The 18232-nt window shown below is 72.7% G+C and carries 21 protein-coding genes; 11 read left to right on the forward strand and 10 right to left on the reverse strand.

Annotated elements, in window-relative coordinates:
- From AB4Z14_RS15725 to AB4Z14_RS15735, 3 genes are all read left to right on the forward strand, one after another.
- On the forward strand, positions 1–300 hold a 300-nt coding region (locus AB4Z14_RS15725; RefSeq protein ID WP_442276004.1), incomplete at its 5' end, for a hypothetical protein.
- A gap of 111 nt (positions 301–411) precedes the next feature.
- Positions 412–2181, forward strand: coding sequence for an alpha-amylase family glycosyl hydrolase (locus tag AB4Z14_RS15730; RefSeq protein WP_442276005.1), 1770 nt, complete (start codon positions 412–414; stop codon positions 2179–2181).
- A gap of 93 nt (positions 2182–2274) precedes the next feature.
- Positions 2275–2826, forward strand: coding sequence for a DM13 domain-containing protein (locus AB4Z14_RS15735; protein ID WP_442276006.1), 552 nt, complete (start codon positions 2275–2277; stop codon positions 2824–2826).
- 169 nt (positions 2827–2995) lie between these two features.
- Here AB4Z14_RS15735 and AB4Z14_RS15740 read toward each other — a convergent pair whose 3' ends face one another.
- Positions 2996–4264 carry an NAD(P)/FAD-dependent oxidoreductase gene (locus AB4Z14_RS15740; RefSeq protein ID WP_442276007.1) on the reverse strand — a complete coding sequence of 423 codons (1269 nt, stop codon included), beginning with the start codon at positions 4262–4264 and terminating at the stop codon, positions 2996–2998.
- 140 nt (positions 4265–4404) lie between these two features.
- Here AB4Z14_RS15740 and AB4Z14_RS15745 point away from each other — a divergent pair, with 140 nt between their 5' ends.
- Entirely contained in the window at positions 4405–6039 is a 1635-nt protein-coding gene (locus AB4Z14_RS15745) for a PucR family transcriptional regulator (RefSeq protein WP_442276008.1), read from the forward strand.
- Positions 6040–6067: 28 nt separating this feature from the next.
- Positions 6068–6751 carry a nucleotidyltransferase domain-containing protein gene (locus AB4Z14_RS15750; RefSeq protein ID WP_442276009.1) on the forward strand — a complete coding sequence of 228 codons (684 nt, stop codon included), beginning with the start codon at positions 6068–6070 and terminating at the stop codon, positions 6749–6751.
- On the opposite strand, the gene AB4Z14_RS15755 is transcribed toward AB4Z14_RS15750, so the two are convergent.
- On the reverse strand, positions 6748–7191 hold the full coding sequence (locus tag AB4Z14_RS15755) for a VOC family protein (protein WP_056771939.1): 444 nt from the start codon (positions 7189–7191) through the stop codon (positions 6748–6750). The genes AB4Z14_RS15750 and AB4Z14_RS15755 overlap by 4 nt on opposite strands.
- 137 nt (positions 7192–7328) lie before the next feature.
- On the opposite strand from AB4Z14_RS15755, the gene AB4Z14_RS15760 reads away from it, so the two are divergent.
- Positions 7329–7796, forward strand: a complete 468-nt coding sequence (locus AB4Z14_RS15760) for a hypothetical protein (protein ID WP_442276010.1) — start codon at positions 7329–7331, stop codon at positions 7794–7796.
- 98 nt (positions 7797–7894) lie between these two features.
- Here the strand turns inward: AB4Z14_RS15760 and AB4Z14_RS15765 are convergent, their stop codons facing one another.
- The gene (locus AB4Z14_RS15765; RefSeq protein ID WP_045191048.1) at positions 7895–8086 is read right to left on the reverse strand and encodes a BldC family transcriptional regulator; all 192 of its coding nucleotides are present in this window, start codon (positions 8084–8086) and stop codon (positions 7895–7897) included.
- A gap of 431 nt (positions 8087–8517) precedes the next feature.
- Between AB4Z14_RS15765 and AB4Z14_RS15770 the strand changes: the two genes are divergently transcribed.
- A complete protein-coding gene (locus AB4Z14_RS15770) occupies positions 8518–8712 on the forward strand; it encodes a DUF3073 domain-containing protein (RefSeq protein WP_020142456.1) in 195 nt (64 codons plus the stop codon).
- Between the two features lie 180 nt (positions 8713–8892).
- On the opposite strand, the gene purM is transcribed toward AB4Z14_RS15770, so the two are convergent.
- Positions 8893–10023 (reverse strand): phosphoribosylformylglycinamidine cyclo-ligase, encoded by a 1131-nt coding sequence (gene purM, locus AB4Z14_RS15775; protein WP_442276011.1) that lies wholly within the window; start codon positions 10021–10023, stop codon positions 8893–8895.
- Between the two features lie 191 nt (positions 10024–10214).
- On the opposite strand from purM, the gene AB4Z14_RS15780 reads away from it, so the two are divergent.
- A complete protein-coding gene (locus AB4Z14_RS15780; RefSeq protein ID WP_442276012.1) occupies positions 10215–11153 on the forward strand; it encodes a hypothetical protein in 939 nt (312 codons plus the stop codon).
- A 25-nt stretch (positions 11154–11178) separates the two neighbouring features.
- Here AB4Z14_RS15780 and purF read toward each other — a convergent pair whose 3' ends face one another.
- From purF to AB4Z14_RS15810, 6 genes are read right to left on the reverse strand one after another with little or no spacing between them, the layout of a single operon-like run.
- Positions 11179–12741, reverse strand: a complete 1563-nt coding sequence (purF, locus tag AB4Z14_RS15785) for an amidophosphoribosyltransferase (protein WP_442276013.1) — start codon at positions 12739–12741, stop codon at positions 11179–11181.
- 42 nt (positions 12742–12783) lie between these two features.
- On the reverse strand, positions 12784–13344 hold the full coding sequence (thpR, locus tag AB4Z14_RS15790; RefSeq protein WP_442276014.1) for an RNA 2',3'-cyclic phosphodiesterase: 561 nt from the start codon (positions 13342–13344) through the stop codon (positions 12784–12786).
- On the reverse strand, positions 13341–14513 hold the full coding sequence (locus AB4Z14_RS15795; protein ID WP_442276015.1) for a CaiB/BaiF CoA transferase family protein: 1173 nt from the start codon (positions 14511–14513) through the stop codon (positions 13341–13343). The genes thpR and AB4Z14_RS15795 overlap by 4 nt, the downstream gene beginning before the upstream one ends.
- Before the next feature lie 26 nt (positions 14514–14539).
- The gene (locus tag AB4Z14_RS15800) at positions 14540–14788 is read right to left on the reverse strand and encodes a hypothetical protein (protein ID WP_056771955.1); all 249 of its coding nucleotides are present in this window, start codon (positions 14786–14788) and stop codon (positions 14540–14542) included.
- A complete protein-coding gene (locus AB4Z14_RS15805; RefSeq protein WP_442276016.1) occupies positions 14785–15165 on the reverse strand; it encodes a sterol carrier family protein in 381 nt (126 codons plus the stop codon). The genes AB4Z14_RS15800 and AB4Z14_RS15805 overlap by 4 nt, the downstream gene beginning before the upstream one ends.
- Before the next feature lie 43 nt (positions 15166–15208).
- Positions 15209–16090, reverse strand: coding sequence for an LLM class flavin-dependent oxidoreductase (locus AB4Z14_RS15810; RefSeq protein ID WP_442276017.1), 882 nt, complete (start codon positions 16088–16090; stop codon positions 15209–15211).
- An 88-nt stretch (positions 16091–16178) separates the two neighbouring features.
- On the opposite strand from AB4Z14_RS15810, the gene AB4Z14_RS15815 reads away from it, so the two are divergent.
- The 3 genes from AB4Z14_RS15815 to AB4Z14_RS15825 are packed head-to-tail and all read left to right on the forward strand — an operon-like array spanning position 16179 to position 18230.
- Positions 16179–16607, forward strand: coding sequence for a VOC family protein (locus AB4Z14_RS15815; protein ID WP_442276018.1), 429 nt, complete (start codon positions 16179–16181; stop codon positions 16605–16607).
- Positions 16600–17415: a GNAT family N-acetyltransferase gene (locus tag AB4Z14_RS15820; RefSeq protein WP_442276019.1), complete on the forward strand. Its 816-nt coding sequence runs from the start codon at positions 16600–16602 to the stop codon at positions 17413–17415. The genes AB4Z14_RS15815 and AB4Z14_RS15820 overlap by 8 nt, the downstream gene beginning before the upstream one ends.
- Positions 17412–18230, forward strand: coding sequence for a spermidine synthase (locus AB4Z14_RS15825; RefSeq protein WP_442276020.1), 819 nt, complete (start codon positions 17412–17414; stop codon positions 18228–18230). Before AB4Z14_RS15820 ends, AB4Z14_RS15825 begins: the two co-directional genes overlap by 4 nt.
- Positions 18231–18232 lie beyond the last annotated feature (2 nt).

Genomic DNA, 18232 nt, shown 5'->3' on the forward strand with positions numbered 1-18232 from the left:
ACCGCGATCGCCGCCGGCGCCTCGCTCACCATCAAGGTCGCCGGCGTCACCGGGTCACCCGTCCCAGCCGGGGCCACCGCCGCCGCGATCAACCTCACCGCCACCTCACCCCGGGCGGCCGGCTTCCTCAGCGCCGACTCGACCGCCACCACCGGCAGCTCCACCGCCAACTTCGCCGCCGGCCAGACCGTCGCCAACCTCCTCGTCGGCCGGCTCACCACCTCCGGCACGCTGACGATCGTCAACCACTCCGCCGGCACCGTGCAGGTCATCGCCGACGTCACCGGCTACCTGCGCTGACGCGGCGAGTCGACCGAGCGAGCCGGGCAGGCCGATCGGGTACGTCACGGGTCGGTTCGAGCAGCCAGGTCTACGCTCGGGCTGCCCCCTCACGACCCGACTGGAGCCCGCATGTCCGAGCACGACGCCCACCGCCCCGGACTCGGGTCGATGCCCCACGAGGGCGGGACCGCCTTCCGTGTCTGGGCCCCGAACGCCGACGCCGTCGCGGTGACGGGCGGCTTCACCGACTGGTCGGGTGACGGCCACGCGATGGTCTCCGAGGACAACGGTCACTGGTACGCCGACGTCGAGGGCGCGAGGCCCGGCGACGAGTACCAGTTCGTCATCACGAACGGCGACCAGCGCCTCATGCGGATCGACCCGCGCGCTCGCGTCGTCACGAACTCGTCCGGCAACGCCGTCGTCTACGACCGCGACGCCTTCGACTGGGGCGGTGACACGTTCGGCTGCCCGCCGCACGACGAGCTCGTCATCTACGAGACCCACATCGGATCCTTCGTCGCCACCGAGGGTGACGTCGGTGACCTCGGTGGCCTGGCGGGCAAGCTCGGCTACCTCGCCGAGCTCGGCATCAACGCCATCGAGCTGATGCCGGTCGCCGAGTTCGCCGGTGACTACTCCTGGGGCTACAACCCCTCCGACCCCTTCGCCGTCGAGAGCGGCTACGGCGGCGCCGACGCCCTCAAGGCCTTCGTCAAGGAGTCCCACCGGCACGGCATCGCCGTCATCCTCGACGTCGTCATCAACCACTACGGCCCGAGCGACCTCTCCCTCTGGCAGTTCGACGGCTGGAGCGAGGACGGCAAGGGTGGCATCTACTTCTACAACGACGAGCGCTCGTCGACCCCGTGGGGTGACACCCGCCCCGACTACGGCCGCGAGGAGGTGCGCGCCTACCTCCTCGACAACGCCCTCATGTGGCTCGAGGAGTTCCACCTCGACGGGCTCCGGTTCGACGCGACCCTCTACGTGCGCACCATCGACGGTCTCGGCAGCGGCGACCTCCCCGAGGGCTGGGACCTCATGCGCTCGATCACGACGACGATCCGTGAGCGGCACCCCGACAAGATCCTCATCGCCGAGGACCTCCAGTCCGACCCGGCGATCACCTCTTCCGACGAAGGCGGCGCGGGCTTCCACGCCCAGTGGGACACGAGCTTCGTCCACCCGGTGAGGGGGCTGCTGACCGCCGTCGACGACGCGGAGCGCTCGATGACCGAGCTCGCGGACGCCCTGCGTGGCAACGACGAGCCGTTCCGGCGGATCGTCTACACCGAGAGCCACGACGAGGTGGCCAACGGCAAGCTCCGGGTCCCCCACGAGGTCGACGGGGGTGACCCGAGCGGCTGGGCGGCGCAGAAGCGCGCGACCCTCGGCTTCGCCATCGCGCTGACGACGCCCGGCATCCCGATGCTCTTCCAGGGCCAGGAGTTCCTCGAGGACGAGTGGTTCCGCGACGACGTGCCGCTCGACTGGGAGCGGGCCGAGCAGTTCCGCGACATCGTGCGGCTCGGCCGTGACCTCATCCACCTGCGCCGCGACGTCGACGGCGTCTCACGTGGCCTGCGCGGGGAGGGCTTCGAGGTGCTCCACCTCGACGACGAGGCCAAGGCCCTCGCCTGGGCACGGCGCTCCGGCGACGACGTCGCCGTGGTCGTCGTCAACGCGAGCGCCGAGGCGCGCGACATCACGACGGGTATGCCGTCCGCCGGGCCGTGGGTGGTCCGCTTCAACTCCGACGCGGCGACCTACAGCGCCCTCTTCGCGGGCCACGAGACCCATGACGTGGACGCGGTGGACGAGCCCCTCGACGACCAGCCCGCCAGCGGCACCGTCTCGGTGGGGGCGTACACCCTCGTCGTGCTCACCCCCGCCTGACGCACGCGTCCCGGGGCGTGGCCCGTGGGGACGTCAGCACCTCGTAAGGCTCTCGTCATGGTCGGGACATCCCGGACCCGGTGGACTGGAGCCATGACACGACGTCCCTGGATCGCCGCCACCGTCGTGCTCGGGCTCGTCGCGCTGGCCGTCGGTCTCGTGCTCTTCCAGCCCTGGCGCCTGCTCACCCGCAGCGTCGTCGACGAACCGATCCCCGTGGCCGTCGCGACCGCCACGACGGTCGGCGGGGGCACGGGGCCGACCACCCGGCATACGCCCCCGGTCGCGCCAGCGGCTCCGCGCGTCGTCGGGCAGGGGCGCTTCGTCGACGGGGAGCACGCCATCTCCGGCACGGCCCGGGTGCTCGAGCTGGCCGACGGCACGACGGTCCTGCGGCTCGAGGGCTTCTCGACGAGCGACGGGCCGGACGTCGTCGTGTGGCTGACCGACCAGCCTGCGGGAGGGGACGACTGGCATCGCTACGACGACGGCCGGTTCGTCCCGCTCGGCGACCTCAAGGCCACGGACGGCAACCAGAACTACGCCGTCCCGGTGGGTACGGACCTCTCGGGTCTGACCTCGGTCGTCATCTGGTGCGACCGGTTCGACGTCGCCTTCGGATCGGCACCAATCCGGTCCGCATGACGGCTCCGAACCACGGTTGACGGCTGCCGCCGCACTGAGGGGTCCGGCGGCAGCCGCCTCCGGCGCGCGCTGACGCGCCGCCGATGCGCGGGGGGACGCGCACGGAGGCCCACCTGACGAGTGTCGTCAGGTGGGCCTTGTCCGTGTCTCCCGGCGCTGCCGGGGGCGCTCAGCGGAGCGGGTTGAAGGGCGCGAGCTGCTCGGGCGCGCGGCCCGTGACCATCTGCTCGGCGAGCAGGCGGCCGGTGACCGGGCCGAGGGTGATGCCCCACATGCCGTGGCCGCCGGCGACGAAGACCTTGGGGTTCTTCGAGGCGCCGATGAGCGGGAGCCCGTCGATGGTGCAGGGACGCGAGCCCACCCACTCGTCCTGGCGGTGGTCGAGGTCGGCTCCCTGGAGCAGCGGGCGCGCCGACTCGACGATGGCCTTGATGCGGCGCGGGTCGAGCGCGGCCTCCGGCTGGCGGAACTCCATCATGCCGGCGACGCGGAGGCGGTCACCGACGGGCGTGCAGGCGACGCGCGCAGCCGGGAAGTAGACGGGGCCGTTGGGCAGGTCGTCGACGGCGACGCTGAAGGAGTAGCCGCGGCCGGCCTGGACCACACGCTTGACGCCGAACTCCCGCGCGAGCTTGCCGAGCCACGCGCCGGTCGCGACGACGACCGCGTCGTAGTGCTCGGCCTGGCCGAAGTCGTTCGTCACGAGCACGCCGGTCGGGGTGTCGGTGATGCGCGAGACGGCACTGCCGGTGACGATCTTGCCGCCGCGGGCGGTGACCGAGTCGGCGAGCGCGGCGACGTAGGCGCCCGGGTTGATGAAGCGCTGACCGTGCAGCACGATCGCGGCGCCGATCTCGTCGGACAGGGCCGGCTCGATGGCGCGGGCCTCGTCGCCGCTCAGGACGTCGAAGGTGATGTCCCCGCCGGAGGCGTGGATGTGCTCGATCTCCTCGAGGAGGGTCTGGCGCTCCTCGGCCGTGCGGTAGGCGGCGGTGAAGGACTTCGCCTCGTAGGTGTCGGCGTCGACCCCGCCGGCCTTGAGGAGGTCGAAGCTCTGCAGCGACAGGTCGTTGACGGGCACGAGCGCACCCATGGCCTTCTTCCACGCCGTCATGGTGCTGTGGCGCGTGAAGCCGGTGACGAAGCGGAGGAAGTCCGGGCGCGCGCTCGGCGGCACGTAGACCGGCGAGCTCGGGCTGAGGACGGCGCGCAGGCCGTACTTGAGCACGGCGGGCTCGGGCAGCGGCGTCGCGATGCCGGGCGTCAGCCAGCCCGCGTTGCCCCAGGACGCACCGGCGGCCACGCCGTCGCGGTCGATGACGGTGACCTCGACGCCACGCTCCTGGAGGAACCAGGCGGTGGCGAGACCGACCATGCCGGCGCCGACGACGGCGACGCGCTCGGGGACGGGGGTACCGGCGGGGGTCACAGCGGCCATGCGATCGACTCCTGGGTCTGGTGCTCGGGTGGTGCCTTGCCTCCATGGTGGGGCCGCGCGTGAGCGGTCCCATGGTGCTGCGCTGCCAGTGTTTGCGCTCCTCGTTGTGCTGCGAGCACCACACGGGCCACAATGGTCGTATGCCGTCCGCCCCGTCCCGCTCGACCCGACGGTCCGCGACCCGCACCTCGTCGACGACCCCGGTCGGCCTGCCCATCGCACAGCTCGTCGGCACCCTCGGCGGCGGCCTGCTCACGGTGGTCGTCGACGTCGGAGGTCCGACCGTCGACGACGTCACGCTCGCCGAGCCCGGCTCGGGCGTCTTCGGTCAGGCCGGCGACCTGCTCCTCGGCGTCGGGGTCGAGCGGCCGGCCGAGGCGGCCGCCCTGCTCGAGGGCGCGGCGGCCGTCGACTGCGGCGCCGTCGTGCTGCGGCGGGCCGCGGCCCGCAACCAGCAGGTGCGCGCCGCGGCGGCCCGCTTCCGCGTCAGCCTCGTCGAGCTCGCCGACCACGCGTCGTGGGCGCACGTCGTGTGGCTGCTGCGCGGTGTCCTCGACCGCGCGGCGAGCGGACCGGCGGTGCGCGCGGAGGGCCCGGTGCTCGACGAGCTCTTCGCCCTTGCCGACGCGTGCGCGGCCCTCGTCGCGGCTCCCATCACCATCGAGGACACCCAGTCGCGGGTGCTCGCCTACTCCTCGACCCAGGACGTCGCCGACCCGGCGCGCGTCTCGACCATCGTCGGCCGGCGGGTGCCCGACGAGGTCATCGCCAACCTCCGCGGGCGCGGGGTGTTCCGTCGGCTCGCGCGCTCCGACGAGCCCTTCTTCGTCCCGGCCGGGCGCGGCCTGCGGGCCCGCGTCGTCGTGCCGGTGCGGGCCGGCACCGAGTGGCTGGGCTCGATCTGGGCCGTCGTCGACGAGGAGCCACCCGAGCAGGTCATGGGCTCGCTCGCGCAGACGGCGTCGGTCGTGGCCCTGCACCTGCTGCGCCTGCGGTCGCAGGCCGACCTCGCCCGCCGGGTCTCGGCCGACCGGCTCCGGGCCGTGCTGAGCGGCGACACGCTCGAGGCCGAGGGCTGGCTGCCGGCGGCACCGTGGCGGGTCGTCGTGCTCGCCGGTGCGCACCGGCCGCGCACCGACCCGACCGGTGAGGGCGCGCCCCGTGACACCGAGCACGAGCTCGACGTGTGGGAGTCCGCTGCTCGGCGCCGCTCGTGGCGCCAGCCGCTCCTCGCGATCTTCGACGGCGTCGCCCTGACCCTCGTGCGAGACGTGCCCGGGGACGCGTCCCCCGGCACGTGGGAGTGGCTGCTCGGCGTCGTCGAGGAGGTCGCGGGTGTCACGCCGACGGCCACGGCGAGCGCCGGCGGCCGGGTCTCGCGCACCGTCGACCTCGACCGCTCGCGACGCGAGGCCACCGAGGTGCAGCGCCTGCGCGACGTCGGCCGCGTCTCGGGCACGACGACGACGGTCGAGGACGCGTGGGCCGCCGTCACCAACGCCCGCGCCCTCGGCGGCATCTGGACCGAGGAGCTGCTCGGCCCCGTCGCCGCCCTGCGCGAGCACGACGAGGCCCACCACACGGCCTACCTCGAGACGGTCGCGGCGTGGCTCGACCACCCGGGCGACCCGCGGGCCGCTGCGGCGCGTGTCCACGTGCACCCCAACACGCTCCGCTACCGGATGCAGCGCCTGTCCGACGTCGTCGAGCTAGACCTGCACGACCCCGAGACGCGCCTCGCCCTGCGCCTCCAGTTGCGCGCACTCGGCCACTGAGGCGAGCCGCCGGCGCTAGCGTGGCGTCGTGGGCGAGCAGGAGGCGGACGAGCAGGACGAGGTGACGACCGGCGGGCAGCAGTGGCTCGCACCGGACGAGTTCCACCGGATCTACGGTCCGCAGCACTCGTGGACCCCCGCCGAGGTCCGAGACCTGCTCGCCGGGCTCGACGTGCCCTGGTGGGTGGCCGGCGGCTGGGCCCTCGAGGCCTTTACCGGCGTGGCCCGCGACCACGAGGACATCGACGTCTCGGTGCTCCGTCGCGACGTCGGCGCGATCCGAGCCCACCTCGAGCCGCACTGGCACCTGTGGTCCGCCGGCGACTCGGGCCTGCTGCACCTGCGGCCGGGACGGGAGGTGCCCGAGGACTCCGGCCAGATCTGGGTCCGCGAGCACGCGCTCGCCCCGTGGCGCGGGGAGATCCTGCTCAACCCGGACGTCGACGGACGGTGGCAGTTCAAGCGCGACCCCTCGCTCGTGGTGTCACTGGACGATGCCACCTGGGAGCGCGACGGTGTGCGCTACCTGCGCCCTGAGCTCGTCCTCGCCCACAAGGTCGCCTCGCCCCGCCCCAAGGACGACGCCGACCTCGAGGCCGCGCTCCCACTGCTCGGTGCCGCCCAGGTCGCGGTGCTCCGGCGAGTCGTCGACGCCCAGCCGGCCGGCCATCCGTGGCGGGCTCGCCTGGACGGGGTTCGAGGCGGCGCCTAGGCAGGCGCCTCGCCCAGGTGGACCGTGCCGTCGGCGTCGACCCGGAAGTTCGGGTTGTGCACGAGATCCCACCGGAAGCCGTCCGGGTCGGCCACGCACGCGCTGACCCCGCCCCACTCGCGCTCGGTCGGGGCGGAGACTGAGGTCGCGCCGGCAGCCAGCGCGGCGGCATACAACGCCTCGACCTGGCCCACCTCGGTGACGTTGTGACCCAGCGACACGGGTGGCGCCGACGAGCCGTGCGCGACGTCGCCGTACTCGCTCGGCATCTGCGCGACGTCCCACAGGGCGAGGAGCACGCCGGGGGCACCCTGGACGAAGGTGATCTCCGGCAGGTGCAGGACGGAGCGGAAGCCGAGCCCGTCGACGTAGAACGCGCGGGAGCGCTCGACGTCGCGGACGCCGAGGGTGATGGCGGTGATCTCGGGTGGGTTCGTCATCCCGCCACGATAGGACCGGCCATCGACGTCGCCGAGCCGTAAGGACCGGATAACCACCTCGTCATGGAGCGCACGACCGGGACGGGATTGACTCGGTGGTGGACCGGTCAGGGTGACCGGACGAAAGGTGGAAAGCCATGTCTCACAAGCTGACTCGCAGGACCGTCCGGTCTCTCTGCGTCGCCGCGGTCGCTCTCCCCGCCCTCGCCGCGGGCACCTCCGCCCAGGCGGGCGGCGTGTCGGGGCCAGCGTTCTACGTCGACCACCAGCTCTACCGGACGGTCGCGACGCCGACCGACCTCAGCGGCACCGGCGCACCCGCGCAGTCGTGGGACACGATCTACAGCTTCGGCGCCGTGCAGCGCAGCGTCGCCACCGCGGCCCCCGGAGACCGCGGCTACAACGGCGGACGCTGGCAGGTGCACGCCGTCTCGCTGACCAGCTCGTATGCCGCGGCGCTGGCGGCCGGCGACCGCGACGGCAACGGAGTGCTCGACGCCGCGGACGAGGTGCAGGCAGCCATCGGCGCCGGAGCCCTCGTCGACGGCGGCGTCGTGAAGTACTTCGTGTGCACGGTCAACCCCGTCCCCCACGGCCGGGCCTGACCAACACGTCCAACCACCGGTAGCAGTCGGGGGAGGAACACCGCGTGGTGCGCCTCCCCCGACGATCTGACCGGTTTACCCCCAACTTTCCGCCGAGATCAGTGCCCGCCACCCAGAAGGTCGCGCACCTCTGACTCGCGATACCTCCGGTGCCCACCAAGGGTCCGGATCGAAGTCAGCTTTCCTGCCTTGGCCCACCGCGTGACCGTCTTCGGGTCCACACGGAACAGGGCCGCAACCTCGGCAGGAGTCAGTAGCTTCTCGGTCTCGTGTCGATCCTGAGTCGTCATTGTCATATCCCCACCACCCTGTCGCTAGGTGCAGCGACACGCATGCGCCCCAATCGGGGCTCAGTAAAGCAAGGGTAAAGTCTCGGCCAGTCTAATGGCGGTTAAACACTGAAAAGAGTCAAATCGTCCCGCTTCCGAGACACAAGGTGTATACGCCCAACCGGCCGCCCGGAAGCGTGTTCCCGACCCCTGACGGTCCCTGGCGGACTCCCGGGCAACGCCCGACCGACCTCCGGCCGGTCGGCCCGGTTCGAGCAGCTGCGACGCGCCGCCGATCAGGGGGTGGGGCGGGCGCAGGATTTGCCTCACTCATGTAGCGTTAGCACCACGAGAACACACACATTCCCGGGGCCGCTACGCGGACATCGAAGAACCACCCGGTTCTCCGAGGAGCGATGCCGTCCCGGCACGACGCACGAGGGGGTCACGCCATGGGGCGCGGCCGAGCCAAAGCCAAGCAGACCAAGGTCGCACGGCAGCTCAAGTACTACACACCTGACACGGACTTGAGCGCGCTGGAGCGTGAGCTGCACGGGCCGTCGCAACGCGACGTGTCCAACCAGCCACGATCCGTCGACGACGACGAGTACGACGAATACGGGAAGTGGGCCTCGGGCGGGCGCTGAGCCTGCCTTCCTCTTCCGTCTGCACCTCGTGCGTCGGGTGTTCACACCCGGCGCGCGATCGGTGCTGCCCTCGAGGCGCCTGAGGCTCCCGCCCACGTGGCGAGAGCGTCGGGGTAACGCATCGATGCCCGCACACCCTCCGGGGTGCTGCGGGCTTCGTCATGCCCGCGTCCGGTCGGATCAGGGGGTCGGGTGCTGCCCGACGACCTGCACGGCGCCGCCGTCGACGCCCTTGGCGCCGCGCACGATCTCGGCGTCACCGGCGACGAGGCCGTCGGCGTGCGCCCGCTCCTCGGTGGCGACCTCACCGAGACGCCACGCCCGGATACCGCGGGCCTCGCTCAGCTCGATGGCGCGCTCCGCCTGCGCCTCGGGAAGCACGGCGACGAAGCCGATGCCCTGGTTGAGGGTGCGCTCGATGTCGGCCTGCGGCACGCGGCCGAGGTCCTGGACGGTGCGGAAGACGGCAGGGGGGGTCCACGTCGAGCGGTCGACCCGGGCGAAGGTGCCGGTCGGGAGCACACGGGCGAGGTTCGCGGCCAGGCCGCCGCCGGTGACGTGGCTCAGGGCGTGCACGTCGACACCCTCGGCGGCGATGAGCTCGAGCAGCGGCTTGGTGTAGATGCGGGTCGGCTCGAGCAGCTCCTCGCCGAGGGTGCGGCCGAAGTCGTCGACGTGACGGTCGAGCTGCCAGCCGGCGCTCGCGATGACGCGGCGCACGAGGCTGTAGCCGTTGCTGTGCAGGCCACTGCTCGCGAGGGCGACCACGACGTCTCCGTCGGCGACGCGCTGGGGACCCAGCACGGCGGCATACTCCACGACGCCGGTGGCGGCGCCGGCGACGTCGTACTCGTCGGGTTCGAGCAGGCCCGGGTGCTCGGCGGTCTCGCCGCCGACGAGGGCGACCCCCGCCTCCTCGCACGCGCGGGCGATGCCGCCGACGATGGCGGCGATGCGCTCCGGGACGACCTTGCCCGTCGCGATGTAGTCGGTCATGAAGAGCGGCTCGGCGCCGCACACGACGATGTCGTCGACGACCATGCCGACGAGGTCGAAGCCGATGGTGTCGTGCACGTCGAGGGCCTGGGCGATGGCGACCTTGGTGCCGACGCCGTCGGTGCTCGTGGCGAGGATCGGGCGGGTCATCCGGGCGATCGCGCTCGCGTCGAACATGCCGGCGAACCCGCCGAGGCCACCGACGACCTCTGGTCTGGTGGCGCGCCGCACCGATGCCTTCATCAGCTCGACGGCCTGGTCACCTGCCTCGACGTCGACTCCGGCCGAGGCATACGTGATGGGGGCATCGCTCACGGGCCCAGCCTACCGGCGCCCCGTCCTCCCCCTCCCCCTCCCCTCCCCGGTTCGATGTATTCCACGGTCGCCCGTGACCGCGCCATACATCGAACGAGGGGCCGTCCACAGGTGTCGGCCGGTCATGGCCCTCATCCACAGGGGCAGGACGCCCTGATGACGGCGCGTCCGATGGCGGCAAGCCTCGGGACATGGACCGCGAACGGCTTCTCCTCGCTCGCCGCATCGCCGAGGTGCAGGGCGGCGTGGCGTCCCGCCGACAGCTGTACGGCGCGGGCATGACCGAGATCCACGTGCGCCGAGCCGTCGAGTCGGGCCGCTGGCAGATGCACGGCAGGCAGACCGTGGCGGTCCACACTGCACCGCTCGACGTCGTCGCTCGTCGCTGGCGCGGCGTGTGGGAGGTCGGGGAGACGATCGCGGCCATCGACGGCGCGACCGCTCTGCAGGCGGCAGGCCTCAAGGGCTTCGAGGACGACCGCATCCACGTTTCCGCCCGCCACCACCACAACACCTCGGTCGTCGACGGCGTGACGGTGCACAAGGTGATCCGACGCGTCCCCGATGAGGTCGTGGGCGTGGGCGTGCCTCGCGTGCGCCCTGCCGTCGCTGCCATCCGGGCCGCACACTGGGCCGTGTCCGACCGACAGGCGGCGCTCGTGCTGCTCATGGCCGTCCAGCAGAACCTCACGACGCCCCGTCTGCTGGCCCAGGCACAACGTGAGGTCCGCGGCAGGACGCGTCGCGCGTTCGTCCGCGGAGTCGTGCGGGACATCGCCTTCGGCGTCGAGTCCTTGGGCGAGCTCGACTTCGCCCGGCTGTGCCGCCTCAAGGGCCTCCCCGAACCCAGCCGCCAGGTGGTCCGGCGCGGCCCTCGCGGACGCATCTACCTCGATGTTCGGTGGAGCTGCTGCGACCTCGTGGTGGAGATCGACGGCGCGCAGCACAGAGCCGGACTCAACGTCATGCTCGACAACCTTCGCCAGAACGCTCTCGTCCTGGCGGGTGATCGGGTGCTCCGCATCGACGTCGTCGGACTGCGTCTCGAAGCCGAGCTGTTCCTGCAGCAGGTCGCGGCGGGGCACCACCCCTCACGCTGCCGGTTCGATGTATCTCACGGTCACCCGTGACCGTCGAATACATCGAACCGCGGGGTCAGGGGTGCTGGAGGGCGTTCTCGCCGCCGAGGCCGACCCCGAGGGTGACCCCGTCGACGTCGACCGAGCGGTCGTGGCCGGTGCGCACCGTCAGCGGCAGCGTCTCGAGGACGTGCTTGCCGATGCGACCGTCCTCGGGCAGCTCGATGGGGTACTTCCCGGTGAAGCACGCGGAGCACAGCTCGCCGGCGGGCTGGTTCGTCGCGCCGATCATGCCCTCCTCGGAGATGTAGCCGAGGGAGTCGGCGCCGATCGAGGCCCTGATCTCCTCGACCTTGAGGCCGGTCGCGATGAGCTCGGCCCGCGTCGCGAAGTCGATGCCGTAGAAGCACGGCCACTGCACGGGCGGCGAGCTGATGCGCACGTGCACCTCGGCCGCGCCGGCCTCGCGGAGCATGCGGATCTGCGCTCGCTGGGTGTTGCCGCGCACGATCGAGTCGTCGACGACGACGAGGCGCTTGCCGCGGATCGTGTGCTCGAGCGGGTTGAGCTTGAGCCGGATGCCGAGCTGGCGCAGGGTCTGCGACGGCTGGATGAAGGTGCGTCCGACGTAGGCGTTCTTGACGAAGCCTTGGCCGAACGGGATCCCCGACTCCTGCGAGTAGCCCACGGCCGCAGGCACGCCCGACTCCGGCACACCGATGACGAGGTCGGCGTCGACGGGGTGCTCGCGCGCGAGGACGCGTCCCATCTCGACGCGGGCCTCGTGCACGACCCGGCCGCGGATGACGGCGTCGGGGCGGGCGAGGTAGACGTACTCGAACACGCAGCCCTTGGGCTGGGGCTCGGCGAACGTGTGCGAGCGCAGGCCGTCCTCGTCGATGACGATGAGCTCACCGGGCTCGACCTCGCGGATGACGGCGGCGCCGATCGTCTGCAGAGCCGCCGTCTCGGACGCGACGACCCAGCCCCGCTCGAGGCGACCGAGCGCGAGGGGACGCACGCCCCACGGGTCGCGGGCGGCATACAACGTCGTCTCGTCCATGAAGACGAAGGAGAACGCGCCCTTGAGCTTGGGCAGCAGCTCGAGGGCGGCCTGCTCGGGCGTGCGGTCCTCGTCGGCCGCGAGCAGCGTCGTGACGAGCGCGGTGTCGGAGGTGTTGCCGCGGGCGAGCTCGCCGGTGATGCGGGTGCCGCCGAAGTGCTCGTCGACGAGGGCCTTGAGCTCGACCGTGTTGATGAGGTTGCCGTTGTGGGCCAAGGCCAGCGTGCTGTGGCCGGTGCCGCCAAGGGTCGGCTGCGCGTTCTCCCACGTCGAGCCGCCGGTCGTGGAGTAGCGCGTGTGGCCGATCGCGATGTGGCCGCGCAGCGAGCTGAGCGCGGTCTCGTCGAAGACCTGCGACACGAGGCCCATGTCCTTGTAGACGAGGATCTTCTCGCCGTCACCGGTCGCGATGCCGGCCGACTCCTGCCCGCGGTGCTGCAACGCATAGAGCCCGAAATACGTCAGCTTCGCGACGTCCTCTCCGGGAGCCCAGACGCCGAAGACCCCGCAGGCGTCCTGCGGGCCTTTCTCGCCGGGGATGAGGTCATGGTTCAAACGACCGTCGCCACGTGCCACAGCGCCAGTGTCGCACACGCCGGTGGGCGACTCGTCCGCGGTTCACGACCGCAGCGGCAGCTCGGCGAGCACCTCGTAGCGCGGCCGCCGCCCCCGCCCCTCACCGAGGTGGGACTCGACGAGCGCGAGGTGGTCGACCCGCCAGGCCGGCCCCTCCCAGGCGTCGAGCGCGCGGATCCAACGGGTCGCCTCGGTGGGGTGGTGGAAGCGGCCGAGCGTCAGGTGCGGGTGGAAGCGCGTCCCGTCGGGCGTCGCCCCCGCCGCCGTCGACGCACGGCGTATGCCGCCCGCCACCGCTCCGAGGTCGCCGCGGACCTGCTCCACCCCCGCCCAGAGCACGCGGGCGGCGTACGGGTTCGGGAAGGCGCCGGCCCCGGCGAGCTGCAGGACGAGGGGATCGCGCCGTGCTGCGGAGCGCCCGAGCGCGTCGGTCAGGTCGTCGAGGCGGGCCTCCGGGACGGCGCCGAGGAAGGCGAGGGTGACGTGCCACTGGTGGCGGTCGGTCCAGCGGATCTCCGGGCCCGCCTCGCGCCGCGGCTCGACGTGCGCCTCGAGGTCGTCGAGCACGTCGTCGGGAGGGACGACGGCGACGAACAGCCTCATGGCATGGAGGCAGCGCCCGAGGCGATGAGGGCGTCGACGTCGTCGATGCCCCACGCGGCGAGGGCGGCGCGTGTGTCGGCGCCGGGTGTGGACGGTGGGGTGCCGAGTGCGGCCGGGGTGCGCGAGAAGCGGGGCGCCGGGGCCGGCTGGACGAGGCCGTGGTGCTCGACGTAGGTGCCGCGCGCGGCGAGGTGGTGGTGGCCGGGTGCCTCGGCGTAGCTGAGGACCGGCTCGACGCACGCGTCGGTGCCCTCGAAGACAGCCGTCCACTCGTCGCGGGTGCGGCTGCGGAAGGTGTCGGCGAGCAGGGCGCGCAGGGCGGGCCACGTGCGCGGGTCGAGGCGGTCGGGTGCGGTGTCGGTGAGGCCGGTCAGGCGCAGCAGCTCGGCATAGAACGCGGGCTCGAGCGGACCGACCGCGAGCCAGCCTCCGTCGCTCGTCTCGTAGACGTCGTAGAAGGGGGCGCCGGTGTCGAGGAGGTTGGTGCCGCGGCGGTCGGACCACAGCCCGGCGCCCACGAGGCTCATGACGAGCGAGGAGAGGTGGGCGGTGCCGTCGACGATCGCGGCGTCGACGACCTGTCCGCGGCCGCTCGTGCGCGCCTCGAGGAGGGCGGCGAGGACGCCGACGACGAGGTAGAGGGCTCCTCCCCCGAAGTCGCCGACGAGGTTGACGGGGACCTGCGGAGGTCCGCCGGCGCGGCCGATGGCGTGCAGCGCGCCGGTGATGGCGACGTAGCCGATGTCGTGCCCGGCGGCGTGGGCGAGCGGGCCGTCCTGCCCCCACCCGGTCATCCGGCCGTAGACGAGGCGTGGGTTGCGACCGAGGCAGTCGGTGGGCCCGAGCCCGAGCCGCTCGGCGACACCGGGCCGGTAGCCCTCGAGGATCACGTCGGCCTGCTCGACGAGCGCGAGGGTCGTCTCGAGACCGTCGGAATGCTTGAGGTCGAGGGCGACGGAGGGGCGGCCGCGGCGCAGCAGGTCGGCCTCGGGCGACAGCGGGACGGGCAGCGAGCCCTCACCGGGCCTGTCGATTCGGATGACGTCGGCGCCGAGGTCGGCGAGCAGCATCGCCGCGAAGGGCGCGGGGCCGATGCCGGCGAGCTCGACGACGCGGATGCCGGCAAGGGGTCCCGTGCGCGCGGCAGGTGCGCCCTGGGCGTCCGGCACGCCCTCAGCGTGGCCGACCGGCGGGGTCACGACTGGTCGCGACCCGACCGGTCGAGGAGGATGCCGAGGACGCCGGCCAGGCCGGTGCCGATGAAGGCGCCGAGGGCGCCGATGTAGAGGGCGCCGGTGGTCGTCGTGTAGCCCTGCACCTCGTCACCCACGATCGAGATGGCGGCACCCACGATGAAACCCAGCACGGCGCCCGTGATGAGGAAGCGCTTGAAGTTGGGGATGCGGGGACGCTCGGGGCGGGTGGTCGGCGAGGGCTGGGTCACGAGTCCAGCCTAAGTGAGGTGAGCGGAAGCAGGCCGTCGAGGTGGGCGCGCTGACCGCTGGCCCGGACCCGGGCCCCGTCGAGGGCCGCCTCCCAGGCCAGGTCGCCGACGGCGAGGCGCAGCCACGTCCCCGCGTCGGTCTCGATGACGTTGGGCGGCGTGCCGCGGGTGTGGACCGGGCCCTCGATGCACTGCACCGCACCATGCGGGGGGACGCGCACCTCGACGGTGCGGCCGGGGGCGATGGTCGCGAGCTCCTCGAGCGTGTAGCGGACCGCCGTCGCCGTGGTGCGGCGGTCGGCCTCCCAGCCCGCCTCACGGCAGGCGACGAGGGCGGCATGTCCCTCGGCGACGGGCGTACGGCGGCGTGGCGGCATACCTCGCAGGCTATCTGCGTGCGCCGACGGCCGACCGACGCCCTCAGCGCAGGCGGGGGATGACGTCGGCGACGACCTCGTCGAGGACCTCGCGGGTGGTGTGGAAGGGCTCCGTCGTGCGCGGCCAGTGGGTGATGACGTCGGTGAAGCCGAGGGCCGCGGCGCGGCCCACGGCGTCCTCGAACGCGGCAGCGCTCGACAGCGAGAAGGTCGGAGCCGAGTCGAGGTTGAGGTAGCGGCCGAAGCCCGCGGCGTCGCGGCCGGCGACCTCGAGGGCGGTGTCGACCCTCCGGCTGTGACCGGCCACGAGCTCCCACCACTCGTCGTCGGTGTCGGCGGTGCCGCCGTAGGTCATCCAGCCGTCGCCGCGCTCGACCGCCAGGCCGATCGACTTGGGGCCGTTGGCCGCGATGACGAGCGGCACCCGGTTGCCGGTGTCGCCGCCGCGGACCGGGCCGGGGAGGGTGCGCACGTCGCGGGCGGCATAGTAGCGGCCGTCGACGGTGACGTGGTCGTCACGCAGGAGGCGGTCGAGCAGGTCGGTGAACTCGGTGAAGCGGGCGACGCGGTCACGCAGCGCGAGGTCCTCGCCCATGATCCGTGAGTCGAGGTCGCCGCCCGTCCCGATGCCGAGGAGGAACCGTCCGCGCGAGATGTCGTCGAGGGCCAGCACCTCTCGCATGAACTGCACCGGGTGGTGGTTGTTGGGCGACGACACGAATGTGCCGAGACCGATGCGCTCGGTGACGGCGGCGGCCGCGGCGAGGGTCGGCACCGCGGCGAACCACGGCGACTCGGGCAGGCCGCCCCACGTCACGTGGTCGAAGGTCCAGGCGTGGTCGAAGCCCATCTGCTCGGCCGCGCGCCACATCGGCTCGGCCTCGGACCACGGGTGCTCGGGCAGGATCGCCAGACCGAATCGCATCCCCTGACGGTAGTCCAGAACCGTTGTCGCCGACCGTGCCGGGCCGTAGCGTCGGAGGGGACAACCCACGCCCGCCGAAGGAGCAGCCATGTCCAATCTCGTCGTCCACTTCGAGATCCACGGCTCGGACCCCGCGCGCCTCGCCGACTTCTACGAGCGGCTGCTCGGCTGGTCCTTCCAGCAGTTCGGCGACATGCCCTACTGGGCCATCGACACCGGCGACGAGGCGGCGAGTCAGGGAAGCGTCGGCCACGGCATCAACGGCGGCCTGACGCAGCGCCAGGGCCCCGCACCCGAGATCGGCGGGGCCGTCAACGGGGCCAACCTCGTCATCGCCGTCGACGACGTCGACGGCCTCTTCGCCCAGGGCCTCGAGCTGGGCGGGTCCGAGGCCCTCGCGCCGGCCGACATGCCAGGCGTCGGGCGCTTGGCCTACCTCCACGACCCCGACGGCAACGTCTTCGGCCTCATGTCCCCGGTCCTGTCCGACGGCACCACCGCGATGGCTGGTGCCTGAGGGCGTGGCCGCCGCGAGCGGCCGGAGCTGGGACGCGGCCGCCGTGCTCGCGGCCTCCAACGAGTGGAGCTGGGTCCCCCAGGGCGCGCCCCACGTCGCCACGGACGAGTACCTCGTCGTTGCCTACCCCGACTACTTCCTGACACCTACCTCGGCCCGCGTCTTCGGCTCCGACCGCGACGTCGCCGAGCTCGCCGACGAGATCTGCGCCGTCGCGCGCAGCTGGGGCCGCGACCGCCTGTGGTGGCGCCTGTCCGAGTTCACCCGTCCGGCCGGTCTCGAGCCCGAGCTGGTGGCCAGGGGTGCTTCCGTCGTCGACCGCATGGACGTGCTCGCGCTGACGATGCGGGACGGGTTGCCCGACCTCGCCGTGCCCGACGACGTCGAGGTCCGTCGGGTCACCGATGCGGAGACGGTGCGCGACGCGATCGTCGTCGGCAACGACGCCTTCGGCGGAGAGGACCCGACGGACGAGCAGGTCGCCTCGTCGCTGGCCGAGGTCGAGCACGGTCTCGCCGACGACTCGGGCGGACGGTGGGTGGCCTACGTCGACGGGCGTCCCGCCGGGACGGGCGGCTACACGCTGGCCGACGACGTATGCCGTCTCTGGGGCGGTGGGACGCACAGCTCGTGGCGCGGTCGCGGGGCCTACCGCGCCGTCCTCGACGCGCGCCTGCGCACGGCTCGCGCCGCCGGGGCGACCCTCGGCCTCACCCATGGCGTCGTCGGCACATCGTCGCCGATCCTGCGCCGCATCGGCTTCACCCGCCACGGCGAGGAGCGCGTGCTCGTCCTGGACCTCACGTGAGCGCGGGATCGACTGCGGCACAGCACGTCTCGCTCGAGTGGGACGAGCGCGGCGGCGTCACGGTCCACATGGACGGATCGCCGCAGTCGCACGTCCAGCCCGACGACCCGACCCTGCTCGTCTTCGAGTACGTCCAGCACCTGGCGCTCGCCATCGACGCGATGCCGCCGGGCCCGCTCGGCGTCACGCACGTCGGCGGCGCCGGACTGACGTTGCCGCGCTGGGTGGAGGCGACCCGTCCGGGCTCCCCCCAGATCGTCCTCGAGCCGGACGAGGCGCTGACCGAGCTCGTCCGTCGCGAGGTCCCCCTCCCCCGGCGGCACCGCATCCGCGTCCGCCCGGTCGACGGCTTGACGGGCGTGCGCGCCCTCAGGGACGGCTCCGCCGACGTCGTCGTGACGGACGCCTACGCGGGAGGGCGTGTGCCGGCGGAGCTCGTCGGGACGGCATACGCCCACGAGGTGGCGCGCGTCCTCAAGCCGACGGGCATCGCCCTCTGGAACCTCGCCGACGAGCCCGGGATGCGCTGGGTCGCAAGGGTGGTCGCGACGGTGGCCACGTCGCTGCCGCACGTCGCGGTGATCGCGACGCACGAGGTGCTCAAGGGCCGACGGTTCGGCAACTCGGTGCTCGTCGCCTGCGCCTCGCCGTTGCCGGCGGAGGCGCTGAGGCGTGACGTCGCCAGGGCCAACCTGCCGACCGGGCTGCGTGAAGGCGCAGCACTGACGCGTCTGCTTGCGGGCGCAAAACCCTTTGACGACAGGGGAATCCAGAGCCCGCCACCTCCCGAGGCCGGGAAGTGGCGGGCACGTTGACG

Source organism: Terrabacter sp. 2TAF16 (assembly GCF_052115065.1).
GTDB lineage: Bacteria > Actinomycetota > Actinomycetes > Actinomycetales > Dermatophilaceae > Terrabacter.